The sequence below is a fragment of the Bradyrhizobium sp. FW305-F6 genome (assembly GCF_058782905.1).
The window spans coordinates 1-18,868 of sequence record NZ_JBYSYD010000015.1 but is presented as its reverse complement, the minus strand read 5'-3'; the positions used below and the strand labels follow the sequence as shown (position 1 = coordinate 18,868).

At 62.3% G+C, this 18,868-nt stretch carries 16 protein-coding genes and 1 pseudogene; 8 read left to right on the top strand and 9 right to left on the bottom strand.

Annotation, left to right across the window (positions count from 1 at the left end; all coding sequences use genetic code 11):
- Nucleotides 1-6 precede the first annotated feature (6 nt).
- The 4 genes from AC3WLX_RS35745 to AC3WLX_RS35730 form a co-directional block, all read right to left on the bottom strand.
- Nucleotides 7-1,167 carry an acyl-CoA dehydrogenase family protein gene (locus AC3WLX_RS35745; protein ID WP_028139130.1) on the bottom strand — a complete coding sequence of 387 codons (1,161 nt, stop codon included), beginning with the start codon at nt 1,165-1,167 and terminating at the stop codon, nt 7-9.
- 165 nt (nt 1,168-1,332) lie between these two features.
- A complete protein-coding gene (locus AC3WLX_RS35740; RefSeq protein ID WP_028139131.1) occupies nt 1,333-1,752 on the bottom strand; it encodes a Zn-ribbon domain-containing OB-fold protein in 420 nt (139 codons plus the stop codon).
- Entirely contained in the window at nt 1,749-2,930 is a 1,182-nt protein-coding gene (locus AC3WLX_RS35735) for a thiolase C-terminal domain-containing protein (protein WP_028139132.1), read from the bottom strand. The genes AC3WLX_RS35740 and AC3WLX_RS35735 overlap by 4 nt, the downstream gene beginning before the upstream one ends.
- Nucleotides 2,927-4,471, bottom strand: coding sequence for a class I adenylate-forming enzyme family protein (locus AC3WLX_RS35730; RefSeq protein ID WP_049820498.1), 1,545 nt, complete (start codon nt 4,469-4,471; stop codon nt 2,927-2,929). The genes AC3WLX_RS35735 and AC3WLX_RS35730 overlap by 4 nt, the downstream gene beginning before the upstream one ends.
- Before the next feature lie 179 nt (nt 4,472-4,650).
- On the opposite strand from AC3WLX_RS35730, the gene AC3WLX_RS35725 reads away from it, so the two are divergent.
- Nucleotides 4,651-5,460 (top strand): enoyl-CoA hydratase/isomerase family protein, encoded by an 810-nt coding sequence (locus tag AC3WLX_RS35725; RefSeq protein ID WP_028139134.1) that lies wholly within the window; start codon nt 4,651-4,653, stop codon nt 5,458-5,460.
- Nucleotides 5,461-5,498: 38 nt separating this feature from the next.
- On the opposite strand, the gene AC3WLX_RS35720 is transcribed toward AC3WLX_RS35725, so the two are convergent.
- Entirely contained in the window at nt 5,499-7,463 is a 1,965-nt protein-coding gene (locus tag AC3WLX_RS35720) for an AMP-binding protein (RefSeq protein WP_028139135.1), read from the bottom strand.
- Nucleotides 7,464-7,595: 132 nt separating this feature from the next.
- On the opposite strand from AC3WLX_RS35720, the gene AC3WLX_RS35715 reads away from it, so the two are divergent.
- Complete coding sequence (locus tag AC3WLX_RS35715; protein WP_049820499.1) at nt 7,596-8,270, top strand: transglutaminase-like domain-containing protein; 675 nt, start codon at nt 7,596-7,598, stop codon at nt 8,268-8,270.
- Nucleotides 8,271-8,272: 2 nt separating this feature from the next.
- Here AC3WLX_RS35715 and AC3WLX_RS35710 read toward each other — a convergent pair whose 3' ends face one another.
- A complete protein-coding gene (locus tag AC3WLX_RS35710; RefSeq protein WP_028139136.1) occupies nt 8,273-9,442 on the bottom strand; it encodes an acyl-CoA dehydrogenase family protein in 1,170 nt (389 codons plus the stop codon).
- A gap of 72 nt (nt 9,443-9,514) precedes the next feature.
- Between AC3WLX_RS35710 and AC3WLX_RS35705 the strand changes: the two genes are divergently transcribed.
- Nucleotides 9,515-11,584, top strand: coding sequence for an NADPH-dependent 2,4-dienoyl-CoA reductase (locus AC3WLX_RS35705; protein ID WP_492339294.1), 2,070 nt, complete (start codon nt 9,515-9,517; stop codon nt 11,582-11,584).
- 76 nt (nt 11,585-11,660) lie between these two features.
- Nucleotides 11,661-12,743, top strand: a complete 1,083-nt coding sequence (locus tag AC3WLX_RS35700) for an IS5 family transposase (RefSeq protein ID WP_024342821.1) — start codon at nt 11,661-11,663, stop codon at nt 12,741-12,743.
- A 137-nt stretch (nt 12,744-12,880) separates the two neighbouring features.
- Here the strand turns inward: AC3WLX_RS35700 and AC3WLX_RS35695 are convergent, their stop codons facing one another.
- On the bottom strand, nt 12,881-13,714 hold the full coding sequence (locus tag AC3WLX_RS35695; RefSeq protein ID WP_245269634.1) for an SDR family oxidoreductase: 834 nt from the start codon (nt 13,712-13,714) through the stop codon (nt 12,881-12,883).
- Between the two features lie 44 nt (nt 13,715-13,758).
- On the opposite strand from AC3WLX_RS35695, the gene AC3WLX_RS35690 reads away from it, so the two are divergent.
- Nucleotides 13,759-14,601 (top strand): enoyl-CoA hydratase/isomerase family protein, encoded by an 843-nt coding sequence (locus tag AC3WLX_RS35690; RefSeq protein WP_245269636.1) that lies wholly within the window; start codon nt 13,759-13,761, stop codon nt 14,599-14,601.
- Nucleotides 14,602-14,604: 3 nt separating this feature from the next.
- Here AC3WLX_RS35690 and AC3WLX_RS35685 read toward each other — a convergent pair whose 3' ends face one another.
- A complete protein-coding gene (locus AC3WLX_RS35685; protein WP_049820500.1) occupies nt 14,605-15,258 on the bottom strand; it encodes a TetR/AcrR family transcriptional regulator in 654 nt (217 codons plus the stop codon).
- Nucleotides 15,259-15,449: 191 nt separating this feature from the next.
- On the opposite strand from AC3WLX_RS35685, the gene AC3WLX_RS35680 reads away from it, so the two are divergent.
- The 3 genes and pseudogenes from AC3WLX_RS35680 (at nt 15,450) to AC3WLX_RS35670 (ending at nt 18,559) form a co-directional block, all read left to right on the top strand.
- Nucleotides 15,450-15,905: an enoyl-CoA hydratase-related protein gene (locus AC3WLX_RS35680; RefSeq protein WP_080672322.1), complete on the top strand. Its 456-nt coding sequence runs from the start codon at nt 15,450-15,452 to the stop codon at nt 15,903-15,905.
- Between the two features lie 352 nt (nt 15,906-16,257).
- Entirely contained in the window at nt 16,258-17,025 is a 768-nt protein-coding gene (locus tag AC3WLX_RS35675) for an SDR family oxidoreductase (RefSeq protein ID WP_028139142.1), read from the top strand.
- 21 nt (nt 17,026-17,046) lie between these two features.
- Nucleotides 17,047-18,559 (top strand): annotated as a pseudogene (locus tag AC3WLX_RS35670) (AMP-binding protein).
- An 88-nt stretch (nt 18,560-18,647) separates the two neighbouring features.
- Here AC3WLX_RS35670 and AC3WLX_RS35665 read toward each other — a convergent pair.
- Nucleotides 18,648-18,868, bottom strand: a 221-nt coding sequence (locus AC3WLX_RS35665; RefSeq protein WP_492339293.1) for a hypothetical protein, incomplete at its 5' end; no start/stop codon positions are given.

Below are 18,868 nucleotides of genomic sequence, written 5' to 3'. Positions count from 1 at the left end.
TTCGACCTAATAGCTGCGCGGCAAGCCCATCACGTGCTCACCAATGTAATTGAGGATCATTTCGCGATTGAGCGGGGCGGTCTTCAGCAGCCGCACCATCGGAAAGATGTCGAAGATGCCGTATTCCTTGGTAAAACCGTTGCCGCCGTGGCACTGGATCGCCGTATCCACCGCCTTGATCGCAGCGTCGGCCGCGGCAAGTTTGGCCATGTTGGCGAACTCGCCGGCCTCGCGGCCCTGATCGAAGGCCCATGCGGCCTTCAGGGTCATCAGCGAGGCCATTTCGATATCGGTCTGCGAGCTCGCCAGCGGATGTTGCAGGCCTTGATAGGCGCCGATCGGCGTGTTGTTGAACACCTTGCGCTCGCGGACGTACTCGACGGCGCGGTTGAGCGCATAACGGCCGAGGCCGCAGCAGATCGACCCGACCAGAATCCGTTCGGGATTGAGGCTCTTGAAAAGAATGCTGAAACCCCTGTCGATCTCGCCGACGACATCTTCGGGGCCGAGATCGACGTCGAAGAACAATTGCCACTGCGTTTCCGGCGCGGTGATGCTGACCGGGATATATTGCTTTTGTAGCCCCTTGGCCTTGAGGTCCACGATGAACAGCGTGAAGCCCTCGGTCTTCTTGCCGACGTCGGTGTGCGGCTTGGTGCGGGCCACGACGAGGACGTAGTCGGCGCCGTCGGCATCGGTGATGAAGGTCTTCTGCCCGTTCAGCGCAAACCGGTTGCCGCGCCGGGTCGCCAGAGTCGTGGTGCGGATGGTGTTGGTGCCGGCATCGGGCTCGGTGATCGCGAAACAAAAGCGGGTCTTGCCGGAGCAGGCATCCGGCAGATAACGCGACTTCTGGGCGGTGGTGCCGTATTTGGCAATGAAGCCGAGGCTCATCGCCGCGCCGACGACGAGGTTGAGCAGAGGTATGCCGTTGTTCGACAGGCCTTCCAGGAACAGGTGCATCTCGGTCATGCCCTGGCCGGCGCCGCCGAATTCTTCGGGCACCATGGTGCCGACAAAACCGTCCTCGGCAATCTTTTGGTACAGCGCCTCGAGAAACACGCGCTTCTCCGCGCACTCCATCCAGTAGCGGCGGTCGAACTTCTTGGCGACGGTATTTCCATAGTCGAGGATCTGTCGCTGCTCGTGCGTGAGATCAAAGTCCATGGATCGGGCTCCGGTTGAAGAGGTCCGTCATGTTTAGGCAGAAAGAGCGCGGGATTTCAATCTAACAATTGTTAGAAATCGAACATTTGTTAGAAAATAATCGGAGAGGCAGCCGCGGGTTAACCCCGGTGTGGGGTGGGGCGAGATGGCGCAGGCGTAGTTAGATCAGGCGCGGCGGAATCGGGGCAGTGCGGTCTCGTCGTCGATGGCCTCGCAGACCAAAACGACATCCATGTCGAAGCTGACGTCCTCGGGGTTGCCGCCGGTGTAGGTGCTGATCATGCGCGGACCTTCTGCGAGGTCGACCAGCAACACCGCATAGGGCACGTCGTCCTTGAAGGCGGGACCGGGTGCGCGATGGACCACGCTGAAGGAATGCACCTTGCCGCGGCCGGATGCCGCGCGATGCGTCAGGCTCTCGCTGCCGCAGTTTCGGCACATGCCTTGCTGGTAATACTGGACGTTGCGGCAGTCATCGCAATGCTGCAACAGCAGCACGCCGTCGCGCAGGCCGCGCCACAATGCCGCGGAGTCCGCATCGGGCGAGGGCACCGGTTTCTGCTTGGCGTCTTCGCTCGAAATCACAGCGTGTTCTCCGTACCGAGGATCGTGGTCGCATTGGTCGCAAAGCCCGCGCCGAGGCTATGCACCAGGCCAAGTTCGGCGCCGACGACCTGCCGCTCGCCACACTGGCCGCGAAGTTGCGCGATCACTTCGTGGAAATGGAAGAACGAGCCGGGCATCCCCGGATGCGCAAAGGACAACAGCCCGCCATGGGTGTTGGACGGGATCTGTCCGCCATAGGTCATCTGCCCGTCAGCGACAAAGCGTCCGCCTTCGCCCTTGGGGCAGAAGCCGAGGTCTTCCAGCATCATGATCACGGTGCCGGTGAAGCAATCGTAGACCCCTGCGACGTGCATGTCCTTCGGGCCATATGCCGCCATCTCGTAGGCTTTGCGACTCGAGGTGATCGCACCGGTCGAAGTCAGCGATGGCATCAGGAAAATGTGCTCATGCGTGTAGCACTCGCCGCCGCCCAGGATGTAGATCGGTTTGGCGATGCCAAGTTCTTTGGCGTGTTCGGCAGAGGTCAGGATGAAGGCGGCGCCGCCATCCGAGATCAGCGAACAGTCGAGCTTGTGGTAGGGCGTCGTCACCCAGCCTGAATTGAGTACGTCGTCGACGGTGATCGGTTTGGTCTGCTGGGCGCCTGGCGTGCGTGACGCGTGACGCCGCGACACCACGGCGACTTCGGCCAATTGCTCGGCGGTCGTGCCGAACTCTTTCATGTGCCGGTGCGCGGTCATCGCAAAGGTGTTGGCGACGGGGATGCCGAACGGCATTTCGTATTGCTGGTCGCGGCTCTCGGTCAGCGAGCGCAGCGCCATGTCCGGCGTCAGGCCCGTCATCAGGCTGTCGCCAGCGGTGACCAGCACCACCTTGGCCAGCCCGCCCTGGATCGCGGCAGCGCCGATATTGAACATCGTCGCCGCCGTCGCGCCGGACACCTGCAGCGTGTTCGAGAAGGTCGGCTGGATGCCGAAATATTCGCTGAGGGCCACGCTGAAGCGGTGGAACGGCGAGGCAAAGGCGTGGCACGACAGCACGCCGTCGACGGCGCTCTTGTCGAGACCGGCGTCGGCCAGCGCTTTCTTGGAGGCATCCGCCGCGAGCCACAGTGGGCTTCGTCCGGGCACCTTGCCGACCGGGGACATGCCAATGCCGATGACGGCGACCTTGCCGCGCAGGGTGCTGTCGCTCATGTCGCGGTTCTCGAGTTGGTAGCCTTCAACCGGGCTTCGAGTTCGTGGCGCTGGACCTTGCCGCTGGTCGAGCGGGGAAATTCCGTGAAATCGATGAAGTTGAACTGCCGAGGCCGCTTGTAGGAAGCGAGGTCGCGGCGGCACAGTTCCAGCAGATCGTATTCGGTGATGCTGTCGTCGCGGCGGGCGATGAAGGCGATCGGAACCTCGCCCCATTTCTGGTCGGTCGCCCGGACGACCGCGGCTTCGGTGATGCGGCTGTCGCTCATCAGCACGCGCTCGATCTCGGCGGGATAGACGTTCTCGCCGCCCGACTTGATCAGGTATTTCACGCGGTCGACGAAATCGAGCGAGCCGTCTTCGTTGCGGCGGAATACGTCGCCCATGTGAAACCAGCCGCCGCGGAAATCACGGGCGTTGGTTTCGTGGGCCTGCCAGTATCCGGAGAACAACGTTGGCCCGCGCATCGCAAGCTCGCCCGGCATGCCTTGCTCGACTTCGCGGTCAGAGGGATCGACCAGCTTGATCTGGCAGAACGCGCTTTGTTGTTTTGACAGCCGTTCGGGAATTTCGCCGGGCGCGATCAGCGCACGGGTGGCCGGCGGCAGGCCGGTCTCGGTCGCGCCAAAACTGTTGAGGTAGGGCGCCTGCAACAGCTCAGTTACCTCCGCGATCGCATGCGGCGGCACCAGATCGGCCATCGCGCCGCAGACGCGCACGCCCTTCACCTTTGTCTTTTGCTGCTTCAGTCCGGCGGCAAAGGCCTCGACCATGCCGGGGATCAACACCAGCCAGCCGATCTCGTGACGTGACACGGCATCCAGTAACGGATCGACTTGAAAACCGTCGATCATCACAACTGTGGCGCCGCGCAGCAAAGTCGAGAGCGCGTGGTCTGTGGATGCCATGTGAAACATCGGCGCCCATGCAACGAAGGCATCGCGATGCGAGATGCCGAGTTCGGAACTGAACACCAGCGACCGCGCGATCATCGCGCGGTGCGAGACCACGGCGCCTTTCGGGAGCCCCGTGGTGCCGCTGGTATAGAGGATCACCAAGCCGTCTTCGGTTTGTGCAGCGGTCGGCGCCTCGTGATCCGACTGCTGTTGCATCAGACGTTCATAGGCCGGTCCGAGCTCTAGCGTCTTCCATGGTCCTGCGGCGAGATTGGCGCGCAGGTCCGGCTCGACAATCACGAGTTTCGGCGACACCAGTTCGAGGCAGTAAGTGAGTTCACGCGGCGACACTCGCCAGTTCTGACAGGCGGTGATGACGCCGAGATGGGCGGCTGCAAGTTCGATCTCGATATATTCAGGCCGATTGCGCGACAGCAGCGCGAGGCGGTCGCCGCGTTGCAGGCCGTGCGCCGAAAGCATCGCAGCCGCGCGCTCGACGCGGCCGCGCAACTCGCCGTAGCTGATGTTCCGACCCTGATACTCGATCGCGATGGCCGCCGGCTGAACCCTCGCGCGGCTGCGGAACAATTCGCCGACCGTCGGACCTGAGCCGGCTATCGCTGCACCATCGATTTCGGCAGTCATCTTCCGTTCACTCCCGGGGTATCTTCTTGCTTTATTAGCCCCTTTGTCGGATCGAAACTATACGCTTGCAGCGATATCCGATCAAACCTAAATTCTAACATCTGTTCGAAATCACCAAGACCGGTCGCACGCAGCGATCGGGGCGGCCGGGGACGGCTTGCCAGCAAAAGGAAGAGCCCATGTCGGACCGTTACGCCGCCTATACCAGCCTGAAGATCGATTATCCCTCGAAGCGGATCCTGCGGATCACGTTCGACCGCCCCGAAACCTACAACTCGGTCGATGCCGCGACCCACACGCAGCTCACCCACATCTGGCGCGACATCAACGACGATCCCGATATCAATGCCGTGATCGTCACCGGCGCTGGCAAGGCCTTCTCGGCCGGCGGCGACTTCGAGCTGATCAAGAGCATCCTCGACGATCCCAAGGCCCGCATGTCGACGTGGAAGGAGGCCAAGGACCTCGTCTACAATGTCATCAACTGCAACAAGCCGATCATTTCGGCCATCAACGGCGTCGCTGTCGGCGCCGGCCTCGTCGTCGGTATTCTCGCCGACGTCTCGATCTGCGGTAAATCCGCGCGTATCGTTGACGGCCATACCCGGCTCGGCGTGGCCGCTGGTGACGTCGCCTGTATCATCTGGCCGCTGCTGTGCGGGCTTGCGAAAGCGGAATACTACCTGCTGACCTGCAAGCCGCTGTCGGGCACCGAAGCCGAGCGCATCGGGCTGGTGTCGCTGTGCGTGGAAGACGCCGAATTGCAGAAGATCGCGCTGGAAACCGCGGAAGATCTCGCCACCGGCGCGCAAAGCGCGATCCGCTGGACCAAATACGCGCTCAACAACTGGCTCCGCGTCAACGGCCCGCTGTTCGACACCTCGACAGCACTGGAAATGCTGGGCTTCACCGGCCACGAGGCCCGCGAGGGTCTCGCGTCTCACCTCGAAAAGCGCAAGCCGGTATTCTCGCCGGATTGCCCGATCTGATCGGTGGCGAAGGGAAGGGCCGGTCTCCGGCTTTTCCCTCACATCGCCGCTAGCTTTTCGCGTAGCCGCTCGACTGCCTCGGGATTGGCCAGCGCGGAGAGATCGCCGGGGTCCTTGTTCTCGAACACCGCGCGCAGCACCCGGCGCATGATCTTCAGGTTACGCGTGCGCGGCAGGTCTTCGACGAACAGCACGGTTTCCGGCCGGTACGACGTGCCCATGCCGGTCACGATCGCCGACGACAGCAGCGTCGCGAGTTTCGAATCTCCCTTGACACCCGGCATCGGCACGCAGGCGCAGACGATCGCCGATCCCTTGACCGGATGCGAGATGCCGAACGCCGCGGCGTCGGCGAGCTTGCCGGTCGCGATCAGGATGCCCTCGAGTTCGGCAGGTCCCGTGCGCTTGCCCGAGATCTTGATGGTGTCGTCGGAACGGCCGAGAATGTAATAGAGCCCGTCGGTGCCGCGCATCGCGAAATCGCCGTGCACCCAGATTCCCGGAATCGTATTCCAGTAACTGTCGAGGTAGCGCGCGTCGGCCTTCCACAGGCTCTTGGTCAGGCCGATCGAGGAATGCCGCAGCACCAGTTCGCCGACGGTGCCGTCGGGAACCGGCGCTCCGGAGAGATCGACGATATCCGCGCCGACGCCCAGCGCAGGCCGCGAGAACGAGCCGGGGTTCATCGGGTGGTTGGGCGTGCCGGTAAAGATGCAGCCGCCGACTTCGGTCCCGCCGGAAATATTGATGATCGGAATCTTCTTCTTGCAGACGTGCTCGAAGAACCACCTCCACGGCGCCGTGGTCCAGGCTTCGCCGCCGGACGCCGTCATCCGCAGGCTGGAAAGATCGTAGTTCTCGACCTCTTCGCCATAGCGCATCAAGCTGCGCACGATCGTCGGCGATACGCCGAGATAAGTGACCTTGTGATCGGCGATCAGCCGCCAGAACCGCCCGGTATCGGGAAAGTCCGGCGTGCCTTCCGCGATCAACAAGCTGCCGCCGGTGATGCTCGGAATGCAGGCGCACATCGCGCCGACCATCCAGCCCATGTCGCTGAAGAAGAAGAACCGATCGGACGGCTTGAAGTCGCCACAGATGATCATGTCGCGGGTCACCATCGAGCCGATGAAGCCGATATGGGTCCAGACGCATCCCTTCGGCTCGCCGGTCGTGCCCGACGTGTAGAGCAGGATCGCAGGGTCTTCCGCCTGCATCTGTTCGGTCGCGAGCGTCGTCTCAGGACCGGCATCGGCATCGTCCCACCACCGGTCGCGGCCGTCGCGCATCGGCGTGTCGATCTCGAGTCCAGCGCGGCGGGCAACGATCACATGCTTGACCGACGGTGCGCCTTCGAGCGCGGTGTCCAGCACGGACTTGAGTGCACCCGGCGCGCCGCGGCGCCAGGTGCCGTTGGCGGTGATGACAGCCTTGGCTTCGCCGTGGTTGAGGCGGGACTGGATCGGAGCTGGGCCGAAGCCGGAGAACAGCGGCATCACGATCGCGCCGAGTTTCAGGATCGCGAAGAACGCCACGAATGTTTCCGGCAGGTTCGGCATGTAGATCGCAACGACGTCGCCGCGCCCGATGCCGAGATTGCGCAGGCCTTGTGCCAGCCGGGTCACTTCGGCGTCGAATTCGCGATAGCTCAGCGAGCGCCGTTCGTTCCTGTCTTCGCCCTCCCACACCAGGAAGGTCTGGTTCCAAACTGTCATGTCGCGGTGCTTATCGATGCAGTTCAGCACGATGTTGGTAGTGCCGCCAACGCACCAGCGCGCCCACGCTTCGCCCTTGGAGACGTCGAGCATCTGCTCGTAGTTCTTGTAGAACCTGACGTCGCAGAATTTGAAGACCTCCTGCATCAGCCAGGCTGGATCGGCCTCGGCCCGCGCGGCGAGGGCATCGTAATCCTTGTCGCCCGTCGCACGCAGGAAAGCGGTGAGGTTGCTCTGCGCCACGAGTTCCGCTGGCGGCGTCCAGATATAGGGCGTGGTGTCGCTCATGACGTTGTTACTTCGTGTTGTCGCGCCTGCCGGATGGCGCGGAAGCTAGCGCCTCGGCCGAGATTGCGTCAATGGCCCGCTATCTTTTGTTTCGAACATTTGTTAGAAATTCTGAAAAGACGGGAGAATGGAATGTACTCCGCTTCGGAATTGCTGGCATCGACGCCGTATGTCGATAGCGGATCGGACGAGATTCGCGCGTTCGTCGCGCGCAACCTATCCGACGCGGCCGAGCTCTCGCCGACGCAAAGGGCAATCCGCCTGTTCGACGCGGTGCGTGACCAGGTCCGCTACAACCCTTTCAACATCGGCACCACGGCCGACGAGTACCGCGCCAGCTTCATCGCGACCCAGCCGACGAATTATTGCGTGCCGAAGGCGATCATGCTGACGGCGGGCTTGCGCGCCGCCGGCGTTCCTGCCGCGGTCGGTTTCGCCGACGTCCGCAATCACCTCAATTCGCCGAAGCTTGCCGAACTGATGGAGACCGACCTTTTCATCTATCACGGATATGTCGCGCTCTGGCTTGACGGGCGGCAGATCAAGGTAACGCCGGCCTTCAACACCGAGATGTGCGGGCGCTTCGGCGTCAAGCAGCTTGTGTTCGATGGCCAGAACGATGCGCTGTTCCACGAATTCGACGTCAACAGCCAGCGCCACATGGAATATGTCAACGATCGCGGCTGGTTCATCGATCCGCCGATCAAGCAGCTATTGCAGGATTTCCACGCCACCTATCCGAAGCTGTGGCAGTCCAGCATCGACCGGGTCCAGATTCGCGACGCGAATTTCCACGGCGAGCGCTGATCTCACTTCCGCTCGGGTTGCTTGGCGTATTGAACGGCGACCCGGCCGACCTTCTCGCGCGCGATGACAAGTTTCTGGATCTGCGCAGTGCCGTCGCCGATCTGAAGGCCCATGACGTCGACATAGCGCTGATGGAACGGTAGGTCGGTTGTGTAGCCATAATGGCCGTGCGTCAGCAGGCATTGGTGGATGATCTCGCACGTCACTTTCGGCACATACCATTTGCACATCGCAGCTTCCGCCGTGTGGGGCAGGCCGCGGTCGCGCAGCGATAGCGTGTAAAAACAGAGCTGACGCATCATGGTGAGTTGCGTCTCTGCTTCGGCGAGTGGAAAACTGACGCCTTGATACTGGGCGATCGGCCGCTCGAAGGCGATGCGGCCGGTCGAGTATTGCCAGGCTTCGTCCACCGACGCCTGCGCCGGCCCGATGCATTCGAGCCCGATCAGGGCGCGGCTGTAGTCGAAGCCGGCCATGATCTTGGAAAATCCCTTGTTCTCCTCGGCCATCAGGCATTCGGCCGGAACGAACACATCGTCGAAGAAAACCGAGCCGCGGCCCACTGGTCTGGTGCCGATGTCGTCGAAATGGGTGCGGGTAATGCCGGGCTGATTGAGGTCGACGAAGAAGGCGCTGACGCCGCGCGCACCCTCATTGCCGGTGCGGGCAAAGATCACGGCTGCATCGCATTGGTCGGAAAAGCTCATCGAGGTCTTTTCGCCCTTGAGGCGGTATCCGCGTCCGGATTTCTCGGCGCGCAAGATGAGATTGGCAGCATCCGATCCGCCGCGTGGCTCGGTGAGGCCGAGCCCGATGATGGCTTCGCCTTTGACCACACGCGGGAGCCATTGCTGTGAAATACCGGGCGAGGCATGCTGCGCGATCATTCCGCCCATCAGCGACGCCAGCAATTGAACGTAGCTGGCGTTGAAGTCGCCGTAGGCGATCTGTTCGATGATAACGCCGGCGGTCGCGCTGCTTTCGCCAAGGCCGCCATAAGCTTCCGGAATATCGACGCCGATCAGGCCGAGATCGCCCATTTCCTTCAGCATCGCGGGGTCAATGCGGTCCTGTTTGGCTCGCTTCTGGTAGTGCGGCGCGAGCTTTTCTCTTGAAAACCGCTCGGCAACTTCGCGAAATGCCTGCTGCTCGGCGTTGAGCGTAGTGTCCATGACGTTTCCTTTGCCGGTCAGCCGGCTGTTGCATTCGGCCCGATTTTTATTCAGTCTAACAATCGTTAGAAAATGCGCAATCGTGCCCGGAGCCGCTCGATGACCGGAATGTATCCGAACCTGATGTCGCCGCTGAAGGTGGGCCGCACCACGTTGCGGAACCGCATCATCATGGGTTCGATGCACACTCGCCTCGACATGGAGGAGAACGGATTGCATAAGATGGCGATGTTTCTCGCCGAGCGCGCCAAGGGCGAGGTCGGCCTGATCATTACCGGTGGTTACGCACCGAATACCGCCGGCCTGATCGAGCCTGGCGGTCCAATATTGACCGAGCGTTCGCAAGCGCTGGAACTGCGGCGCCTCACGGATGAGGTGCATCGGCATGGCGGCCAGATGTGCATGCAGATCCTGCATTCCGGCCGGTACGCGAAACAGCCGGAGTGCCTCGGGGCGTCCGATATCCGCTCGCGCATCAACAAGTTCCCGCCGCGCGCGATGACCGTCGCCGAGATCGAGCAGACCATCGAAGACTACGTGCGTTGTGCGATGCTGGCGAAGGTAGCCGGTTTCGACGGTGTCGAGATCATGGGCTCCGAAGGGTACCTGATCAACGAGTTCACCGTGCTGCGCACCAACGACCGCAACGACGAGTGGGGCGGGGCCGAAGAAAATCGCCACCGGCTACCGGTCGAACTGGTCAAGCGTGTGCGCGCGGCGACAGGTCCGGAATTCCTGATCGTCTATCGCATTTCCGCCGCCGACCTGGTCGAACGCGGCGCAACCGGCGACGAAATCGACCGGCTGGCGCAGCGCGTTGAGAAAGCCGGCGCCGACATCCTCAACACGGGCATCGGCTGGCATGAGGCGCGCGTTCCCACCATCGCCTATCCGATCCCGCGCGCCGCTTGGCGTTTCGCCGCGGCGCGGCTCAAGAAAGTCGTCGGCATTCCCGTGGTCGCCTCCAATCGCGTCAACACGCCCGATGTGGCCGAGGAAATTCTCGCGGCCGGCGACAGCGACCTGATCTCGATGGCGCGTCCGATGCTGGCGGACCCGCATTTCGCCCGAAAGGTGCGCGAAGGCAACGCCGACAAGATCAACATCTGCATTGCCTGCAACCAGGCCTGCCTTGATCTGATCTTTTCAAACCGCACCGCGACGTGCCTGGTCAATCCGCGCGCATGCCGTGAGACCGAATTCGACGACGAGCCGGCGGCGAAGCCTCGCAAAGTGGCGGTGATCGGCGGCGGCGCGGCAGGGCTGGCCGCCGCAGCGGAAGCCAGCGGCCGCGGGCACAAGGTCACGCTGTTCGAGGCCAGCGATCGCGTGGGCGGCCAGATCAACCTGGCACGTGCCGTGCCGGGCAAGGTCGAGTTCGAAATGTTGCGTTACTACAGCGGCAAGATATCCGACGGCGGCGTCGATCTGCGTCTCAACACCGCACCCGATGCCGATCAGCTCAAGAAGGAATCGTTCGACGCGGTCGTGGTTGCGTCCGGCGTTCATCCGCGCAGGCCTGACATTGCTGGCATCGACCATCCAAAGGTCGTCTCGTACAGCGATCTCCTGAGCGGCAAGAAGAAGGCCGGGCGTCGGGTGGTCATCATCGGCGCCGGTGGCATTGGCTTCGATGTTGCGGAGTATCTCTGCCATTCGCAGCCCGGCGAAGCGCCGAAGGCGCGGCGGCTGGATTTGGTAGAGTTCCAGGTCGAGTGGAATATCGACGCCAGCCTCGTCGAGGCCGGTGGTTTGAAAGGCGATCCGCTGGCGCCGCGGCAGAGCCCGCGCGAGATCACCATGCTGCAGCGAAAGACCACGCGTCCGGGCGTCAATCTCGGGGTTTCCACCGGCTGGATCTTGCGCAGCAGCCTCGCCAAGCGCGACGTCAAGATCATGGCCGGCGTCACCTATGAGAAGATCGATGATCGCGGACTGCACGTCCTTGTCGATGGCAAGCCGCAACTGATCGAGGCCGACACCATCGTGCTTTGCGCCGGGCAGGAAGCCAATCGCGGGCCGTTCGATGCGTTGCAGTCGGCGGGCGTTGAGGTCCACATCATCGGCGGCGCGAAGGAGGCCGCCGAACTCGACGCCATGCGGGCGGTCGACGAGGGCGTGCGGGTCGGTTACGCGCTCTAGCAGTCTGCTGAAGAACCCCCTCGCCACGGCGAAGGCTTGATGATTCACTTATCATCCCGAATCGGCGGAGACGATCATGCGGGGCAGGTTCACGGATCAGGGCGGCCTGTTTCCGTACATTGCGCCGGATAAGCGTGTGCGAGCGAACCATCCGCTGCGGAAGGTGCGGGAACTTGTCCGGGATGTTTTGAGTGATTTGAACCGCAGCCTTGGGAAGCTCTACGCCAGCGAGGGACGCCCTTCGATCCCTCCGGAGCAATTGCTGAGTGCCCTGCTGCTGCAGGTGTTCTACGGCATCCGCTCGGAACGCCAGTTGATGGAGCAACTGGACAACAATCTTTTGTACCGCTGGTTCGTGGGCCTGTCGCCGGACGATCCAGTCTGGGACCCGACCACCTTCACCAAGAACCGGGAACGGCTTCAGAACGGCGATGTGTTCACGAAGTTCATGTGCCGGCTTCTGAACCATCCGCGGGTCAAGCCGCTGCTGTCGAGTGAGCACTTCTCGGTAGATGGAACGCTGATCGAAGCCTGGGCTTCACAGAAGAGCTTTCGTCCCAAGGACGGCAGCGGCGACGACGACGGCGCCAACTTCCATGGCCAGAAGCGCAAGAACGACACCCATGCCAGTACCAGCGACCCGGACAGCAGGCTTTATCGCAAAGCGGCCGGACGAGAGGCCAGGCTTTGCTATATGGGCCACGCCACCATGGAAAACCGTCATGGGCTGGCGGTGGCCGGCAAGGTCACGCATGCCGATGGCACCGCCGAACGCGGGGCTTCGGAGGCTATGCTGAAGGCGAGACGCAGGGCGGCAGGTCGCCGCATCACGGCCGGTGAGGACAAGGCGTACGATACCGCCGATCATGTCGCCAATCTTCGCGCCATCGGCGTGACGCCGCGTGTGACGCAGAACCAAGCCGTTACCAAAACCGGCAAGACCCGCATCAGCGCCATCGACGAACGTACCACGCGGCATCCGGGGTACGGCATGTCGCAATCACGCCGGGCGATGGTCGAGTGCATCTTCGGATGGGGCAAACAGCATGGCACGATGCGTAAGACCAAGCATCGTGGCATCGCTCGCGTCGCCGCCGACTTCCTGCTAAATCTGATCGCTTACAACCTGATCCGCATCCCCAAACTACTTGCCGCTTAGCCGTCCGTGCCGGGCAGCCCAACGCCTGGCTAAAAAATCACATCCAACTCTGCCGCGTCGTCCCAACAAAGACCGGCGAGAATATAAAATCCCGCTATCTCAAGGTTTTTCAGCAGACTGCTAGGCTACTTCAGCGGTTACTTCGATTTGGGAACCGCCGACTCGCGTTTCGAGAACTTCACCATGTCGATCATCTGGCGTGCGTCATGGGCCAGATGCAGCGTCTCGCCGCCGTCGATGTACCATTCCTCGCCGGTGACGAATTTGCCGAGCGACGAACTCAGAAAGATGATCGCAGCCGAAATGTCGCTGACGTCGCCCATGTGACCCATGATGTTGCGGTTCAGTTTCAGCCACTGCTCGGGTTCGATCGGGTAGTGGTCCATTCCCTCGGTCCGGACGGTGCCGGGCGCGACGCAATTGAGACGGATACCGAATTCCGCCCATTCGAAGGCCAGCGTCTTCATCATCGCCAGCACGCCGCCGCGGGCGGCCGCCGTATGCACGAAGCCGCTGAGGCCGGAGCGAACGCAGGCGGTCACGAATACGACCGAGCCGCCATGCTCGAACATGAAATGATCGGCGACCGCCTTGGTCATCTGCCAGGAACCGACCAGGTTGTTGCGAATGATGGTCTCGAACCCCTTGTTGTTGAGTTCGCGCGCCGGCGTGACAAATTGTCCGCCGGCGTTGTTGACGAGCATGTCGAGCCGGCCGAACTCGCTCTTGATGAGCTGCATCGCGTCCTCGATCTGCTCGGGAACGCGGATGTCGGCCGAGATCGCCACGGCCTTGCGGCCGAGCCCGCGGATCACTTCGGCGCAGTCCTCGATCGGGCCGGTACGGCGGCCGAGCAGGGCGATATCTGCGCCGCAGCGCGCCATTTCGATGGCGGTGGCGCGGCCCATGCCGGTGCCGCCTCCGGTTACCAGCGCGACCCGGCCGCTCAGAAGATCCGACGCAAAACGCATGGCGAGCATTGGCTGCATGACGACCCGATGGCTGAATATCTGTTGTGTTCGAACGCGTGATCGGTATTCTAACAGATGTTAGAAATTTGCGGAAGCGGAACACGATGTCCAAAGAGCCTGTTCTCTATTCGCGCGAAGATGGCATCGCGACCATCACTATCGACCGGCCCGAGCGCAAAAACGCGCTTTCGGTCGAGGCGATGAACGGTTTGACCGATGCGTGGGAGCGGGTTGAGCAGGACCAGCAAGCGAATGTCGTGATTCTGACCTCGACCGATTGCGGTGTGTTTTCCGCCGGCTTGGATCTCAAGCAGGCGGCCGAGATCAGGGCGCGCGACGACGTCGATGTCCTGGCCCTGATGCGCGACCCGATGCAAACAGCGATGCGCGAGGTTTCAAAGCCGATCATCGCGGCGATGACGGGGTCGCTGATGGCAGGCGGCATGCTGCTGGCGCTCAAGTCTGATCTGCGGGTCGGGCTGCGCGGGACGCGCGCCGGGATTACCGAGGTCAAGATGGGGCGTGGCTCGCCCTGGGCGGTCCCGTTGTTATGGATGCTGCCGCAGCCGCTGCTGATGGAACTGGTGATCACGGGCGAGACAATGCCGATCGAGCGGCTCGCCGCGCACGGCTTCCTCAATTATCTCGAAGACACGCCCGATGCAGTGCGCGCCCGTGCGCTGCTATTGGCGCGCGCGATCGTCGAAGGCGCGCCGCTGTCGGTGAAGGCCGCCAAGGCCAGCATTCTTGCCGCGATGGATCTTGGCTGCGCCGCGGGCTTGGTCGAGGCCAACCGGCTGCATGTCGAGGCTTATGCGAGCCAGGATGCGATCGAAGGGCCGAGGGCGTTTGCGGAAAAACGAAAGCCGGTCTGGCAAGGAAAGTAGATGTCAGGACTTCTTCACGCCGTCAAAGATCAGGAGTTCGGTGCGTCGCGCCAGCTTCAGCACGGCATCCTTGCTGTCGAGGCTGAACCATTCGATGGTCCAGTTCAGTGCGCCCAGCACGAAGATGCGCAGCGGGACGATCTCGATGTCGGCGCGGATTTCGCCGGCGCGGCGGGCGTCGAGGAAAAGTTTGTCCCAGTATTTGGCGTAGGCCCGACGCAGGGGCCGGTGCGGCTTCTTCAGCGTCTCCGGCAACTGGCCGTAAATCCGGATATTGGCCGAGGTGAAGTCGCCCGCCTCGAGCAGCGCCACCAGATGCGCCTCGATCGCGAGTCCGATCTTGCGCCGATGCGAGACTTTGCCGGCGTCACGATGCGCTTTTTTGACCGTTTCGAACACGCTCGACAATCCGATGTAGAGGACTTCGTCGAGAATCTGCTCCTTGGAGTCGAAATAGTAGTAGACGCTGCCGGCCTTGATGTCGGCGATATCGGCGATCTGGCGCAGCGTTGTAGCTGCGTATCCCTGGCGGCGGAACAGCCTTGCCGCCGCAACCAGGATCGAATCGCGTGACTTCTCCGATTTGGAAATGCGCGAGGCGGGAGGCTGTTTCAGCGAGGCAAACGACTTTGACTTTAGAATGGTTGAGGAAGCCAAGATTCGCTTGGAGATACGCTTGTGGGATTTGGAAACCAACGGAGACGGTCGCACCGGGTTCATGTCAAAGCGACTGATAAACGCGATTATTGGCGCAGGCAAGAGATTTCGTCAACCGCCGGACCGATTGTCGCCCTTTGGCAGTTGTTCTGGCCGCTAGACTCGATGAGAGACAACCGCCGGAGCTAAAGATGAACTTGACGACGCCGACGAGGAGTTTCCTCTGCGACATCGTGGACGGGCTCGCTCGCATCGTTTTCAACCGGCCGGATCGGGGCAATCCCGTTAATCGCGTTTTGCCGCGAATTCAGCCTTGCGATGGACGAACTGAGGAGTGCGAAGATGTGCGCGCTGTGCTGATCTCGGCGCGTGGCAAGATGTTCAGCGTCGGCGGCGATATCGCTGCCTTCGAACGGCAGTCCGATTCGCTGCCGTCGCTGGTCAAGCACTGGACCGAGGATCTCCGTACCGTGATCGTCCGGATGAAGCAGATGCGCGCGCCGGTCGTGGTCGCCGTGCACAGCCACGTCGCCGGCGGCAGCGTGTCGCTGGCGGCCGCGGCCGATATCGTCGTGATGGCGAAGTCGGCGCGTATCACGGCCGCGTTCACCAAGATCGGCTTCAGTCCGGATACGGCTCAAACATGACGTTGACGGCACGCATGGGCTCCGCGCGCCCAGCGCTTCTTTCTGCTGGCCGAGACGCTGAATGCCGATGCCGTCTTGTCGGCAGGGTTCGTCGATGTCGTGGTCGATGACGACAAGGTGCTTGCGGAAGTAGAGGCATCGGGTCCGGCCGAGGTCTATGGCGATATAAAGCGACTGTTCCTGGCGGCGCCAAGCGGGACTTTCGAAAGCAGTTGGAGGACGAGGCGCAGACCCTTGCGTCAATCGCGAAAACCGCGGATGCGAAGGAGGCATCAAGGCGTTTCGCGAAAAGCGCAGTCCGCGCTTTCAGGGACGATAACGATACCAACAAGAACGAAAACGGGAGGATCATATGCGTGGACTTGATGGACGAAGGGTCATTCTGACCGGCGGCGCCAGCGGCATCGGCCGGGCGACGACGCTGCGGCTCGCCGACGAGGGATGCGTCGTCGGAATATTCGACCAGAATTTGACCGGTGCCGAAGACACGGCGCGGCTCGCCGCCGGCAAGCCCGGCCGCGTGCTGGCCTATCAGGTCGACATCACCGATCGCGACGCGGTCGCAGCCGCCACCGACAAGTTTGAGGCAGCGGCAGGCCCGACCGAGCTGCTGGCCAACGTCGCCGGCTGGGATATCCCGGTGCCGTTCCTCGATACCGACCGCGCGTTCTGGGACAAGGTGATCGGCATCAACCTCTACGGCCCGCTCAACCTGCATCACGTCGTGGTCAAGCGGATGGTCGAGCGCGGCTTCGGGCGCGTGGTCAACGTTGCCTCCGACGCGGGCCGGGTCGGCTCCTCCGGCGAAGCCGTTTATTCGGCCTGCAAGGGCGGCTTGATCTCGTTCACCAAGACGGTGGCGCGCGAACTGGCGCGCAAGAACATCATCCTCAACGTGGTGTGCCCGGGTCCGACCGATACGCCGCTGTTCGACGCCTTCACCAAGAGCTCGCCGACCGGCGGCAAGATCGCCGAAGGACTCGCGCGCGCGATTCCGCTGCGGCGGCTCGGCCAGCCGGACGATTATCCCGGCATGATCGCCTTCCTGCTGAGCGACGATGCCGGTTTCATCACCGGACAAACCATCAGCGTGTCCGGCGGCTTGACGATGCATGGTTGATCCTCGTTCGGGAATGGTGCGATGAGCCTGAGAAGCGTGACGTTTGGCGATGTCTATCGCCGCAATGCCGAATGTTATCCCGGTCGAACCGCCTTCATCGTCGATGGCAGGCGGGTGACGCATGCGGAATATCTCCGCAGTATCGAGCGGTTGGCGGGGCGGTCTCGCCAGCCTTGGCGTGAAGCCGGGCGATCGCATCGGCATCCTCTCGCAGAACTGCATGGAGATGGTCGAACTGATTGGGGCGGTGGCGCTGCTCGGAGCCATCCTGCTGCCGGTCAACTTTCGCTTGCAACCGGATGAGATCGCCTATGTCCTCGCCGACGGTGCGCCTGTGGTCGTCATTGCGGGCGCCGACTATCACGAGGCGATCGTGGCCCAGCAGGGGTCGTTGCCCTCAGCACGATATTATTTCGGTATCGGTGCCGCACATCCCGCGCTGACGCCGTTCTCGCAACTCTCGGCGAGCGATACGCCGCTGCCGTCCACGTCGGTAGTCGGCGATGCGGGCTTCATGATCATTCATACGGCAGCCGTCGGTGGCCGTCCCCGCGGCGCGCTGCTGTCGCAGATGGGCATGCTGACGGCGCAGTCTTCGCTGGTCGGCGCTTGGCAACTTAATGAGCGTGACGTCAGCCTCGGCGTATTGCCGCTGTTTCACGTCGCGGGCCTTGGCTTGATGTTGACGACGCAACAGGCGGGTGGCGCCAGCGTGATCTCGGCGAAGTTCGATGCCGCGCAGGCGGCGCGCGACATCGAAGCCGAAAAGATCACCGTAATGTCCGAGTTCGCGCCGATGTTGGGCAGCATCCTGGATCAGGCAAAGCCGGGCCAACTGTCGTCGCTGCGCGCGGTGACCGGACTCGACTCACCCGAAACCATCGAACGGTTCGAACGCGAGTGTCCCCAAGCAGCGTTCTGGGTCACCTTCGGCCAGTCGGAGACCTCGGGTCTGGCGACGCTGTCGCGCTACCGCGACCGACCGAAGTCCGCGGGGCGTCCGCTGTTCTGGCGCAGCATCGCTGTCGTGGATGGCGACGATCGTCCGAAGCCGACCGGCGAAACCGGTGAGATCGTTGTGCGCGGGCCGACGGTCTTCAAGGGATACTGGAATCTCGAAGCCGATACCGCACACACGTTTCGCAACAGCTTGCACCACACCGGCGACATAGGCTATTTCGACGCCGACGGCTATCTCTGGTATGCGGGCCGCGCGCCGGAAAAGGAACTGATTAAGACCGGTGGTGAGAATGTCTATCCGGCCGAGGTCGAGAACGCGATCCGTCAGCATGCTTCCATTGCCGAAGTCGTCGTCATCGGCGTCCCCGATCCGCAATGGGGCGAAGCGGTGAAGGCGGTGTGCGTGTTGCAACCTTCGAAGACAACGACCGCGGACGAGATCGTGGATTTCGCGGGCAGTCTCATCGCGCGCTACAAGCGGCCGAAGATCGTAGTGTTCGTCGATAATCTTCTGAAGAACGACGCGGGTGAAATCGATAGAGCTGCCATCAAGACCGCGCACGCGCAGTCATAGGTCCAACTTCCGTGCGCCTGACGCGCGCTTCTTTCGGAGCCCACATTTGCTCCCCTGAAAGCGGTTGACTGATCTGTCTCGACGGCCACTATGGACTGATCGTTGTACCACGTTCCAAAGCGCTGATAGTGCCCTGCGACGTTGACTCGACAAAGGTTGAAATGAGATCTCGCGGAACCTTGTCCGGCCATGGATCGCTAAATACAAAGCAGCCGAGCTCGCCGAGGAACGCCAGCGTGTCGTCATTCCACCACTGCGTGCTCTGGCCCTGCCGTCTGCTTGCGCAGAGCGGCCTTCGTAGATCCAATC

Excerpts from the sequence above, each read along its gene's own strand:
- AC3WLX_RS35730 (WP_049820498.1), bottom strand. The coding sequence starts at position 4,471 with ATGACTGCCGAAATCGATGGTGCAGCGATAGCCGGCTCAGGTCCGACG.
- AC3WLX_RS35715 (WP_049820499.1), top strand. The coding sequence starts at position 7,596 with ATGTACTCCGCTTCGGAATTGCTGGCATCGACGCCGTATGTCGATAGC.
- AC3WLX_RS35675 (WP_028139142.1), top strand. The coding sequence starts at position 16,258 with ATGCGTGGACTTGATGGACGAAGGGTCATTCTGACCGGCGGCGCCAGC.
- AC3WLX_RS35705 (WP_492339294.1), top strand. The coding sequence starts at position 9,515 with ATGCGCAATCGTGCCCGGAGCCGCTCGATGACCGGAATGTATCCGAAC.
- AC3WLX_RS35710 (WP_028139136.1), bottom strand. The coding sequence starts at position 9,442 with ATGGACACTACGCTCAACGCCGAGCAGCAGGCATTTCGCGAAGTTGCC.
- AC3WLX_RS35735 (WP_028139132.1), bottom strand. The coding sequence starts at position 2,930 with ATGAGCGACAGCACCCTGCGCGGCAAGGTCGCCGTCATCGGCATTGGC.
- AC3WLX_RS35720 (WP_028139135.1), bottom strand. The coding sequence starts at position 7,463 with ATGAGCGACACCACGCCCTATATCTGGACGCCGCCAGCGGAACTCGTG.
- AC3WLX_RS35700 (WP_024342821.1), top strand. The coding sequence starts at position 11,661 with ATGCGGGGCAGGTTCACGGATCAGGGCGGCCTGTTTCCGTACATTGCG.
- AC3WLX_RS35725 (WP_028139134.1), top strand. The coding sequence starts at position 4,651 with ATGTCGGACCGTTACGCCGCCTATACCAGCCTGAAGATCGATTATCCC.
- AC3WLX_RS35745 (WP_028139130.1), bottom strand. The coding sequence starts at position 1,167 with ATGGACTTTGATCTCACGCACGAGCAGCGACAGATCCTCGACTATGGA.
- AC3WLX_RS35680 (WP_080672322.1), top strand. The coding sequence starts at position 15,450 with ATGAACTTGACGACGCCGACGAGGAGTTTCCTCTGCGACATCGTGGAC.
- AC3WLX_RS35695 (WP_245269634.1), bottom strand. The coding sequence starts at position 13,714 with ATGCGTTTTGCGTCGGATCTTCTGAGCGGCCGGGTCGCGCTGGTAACC.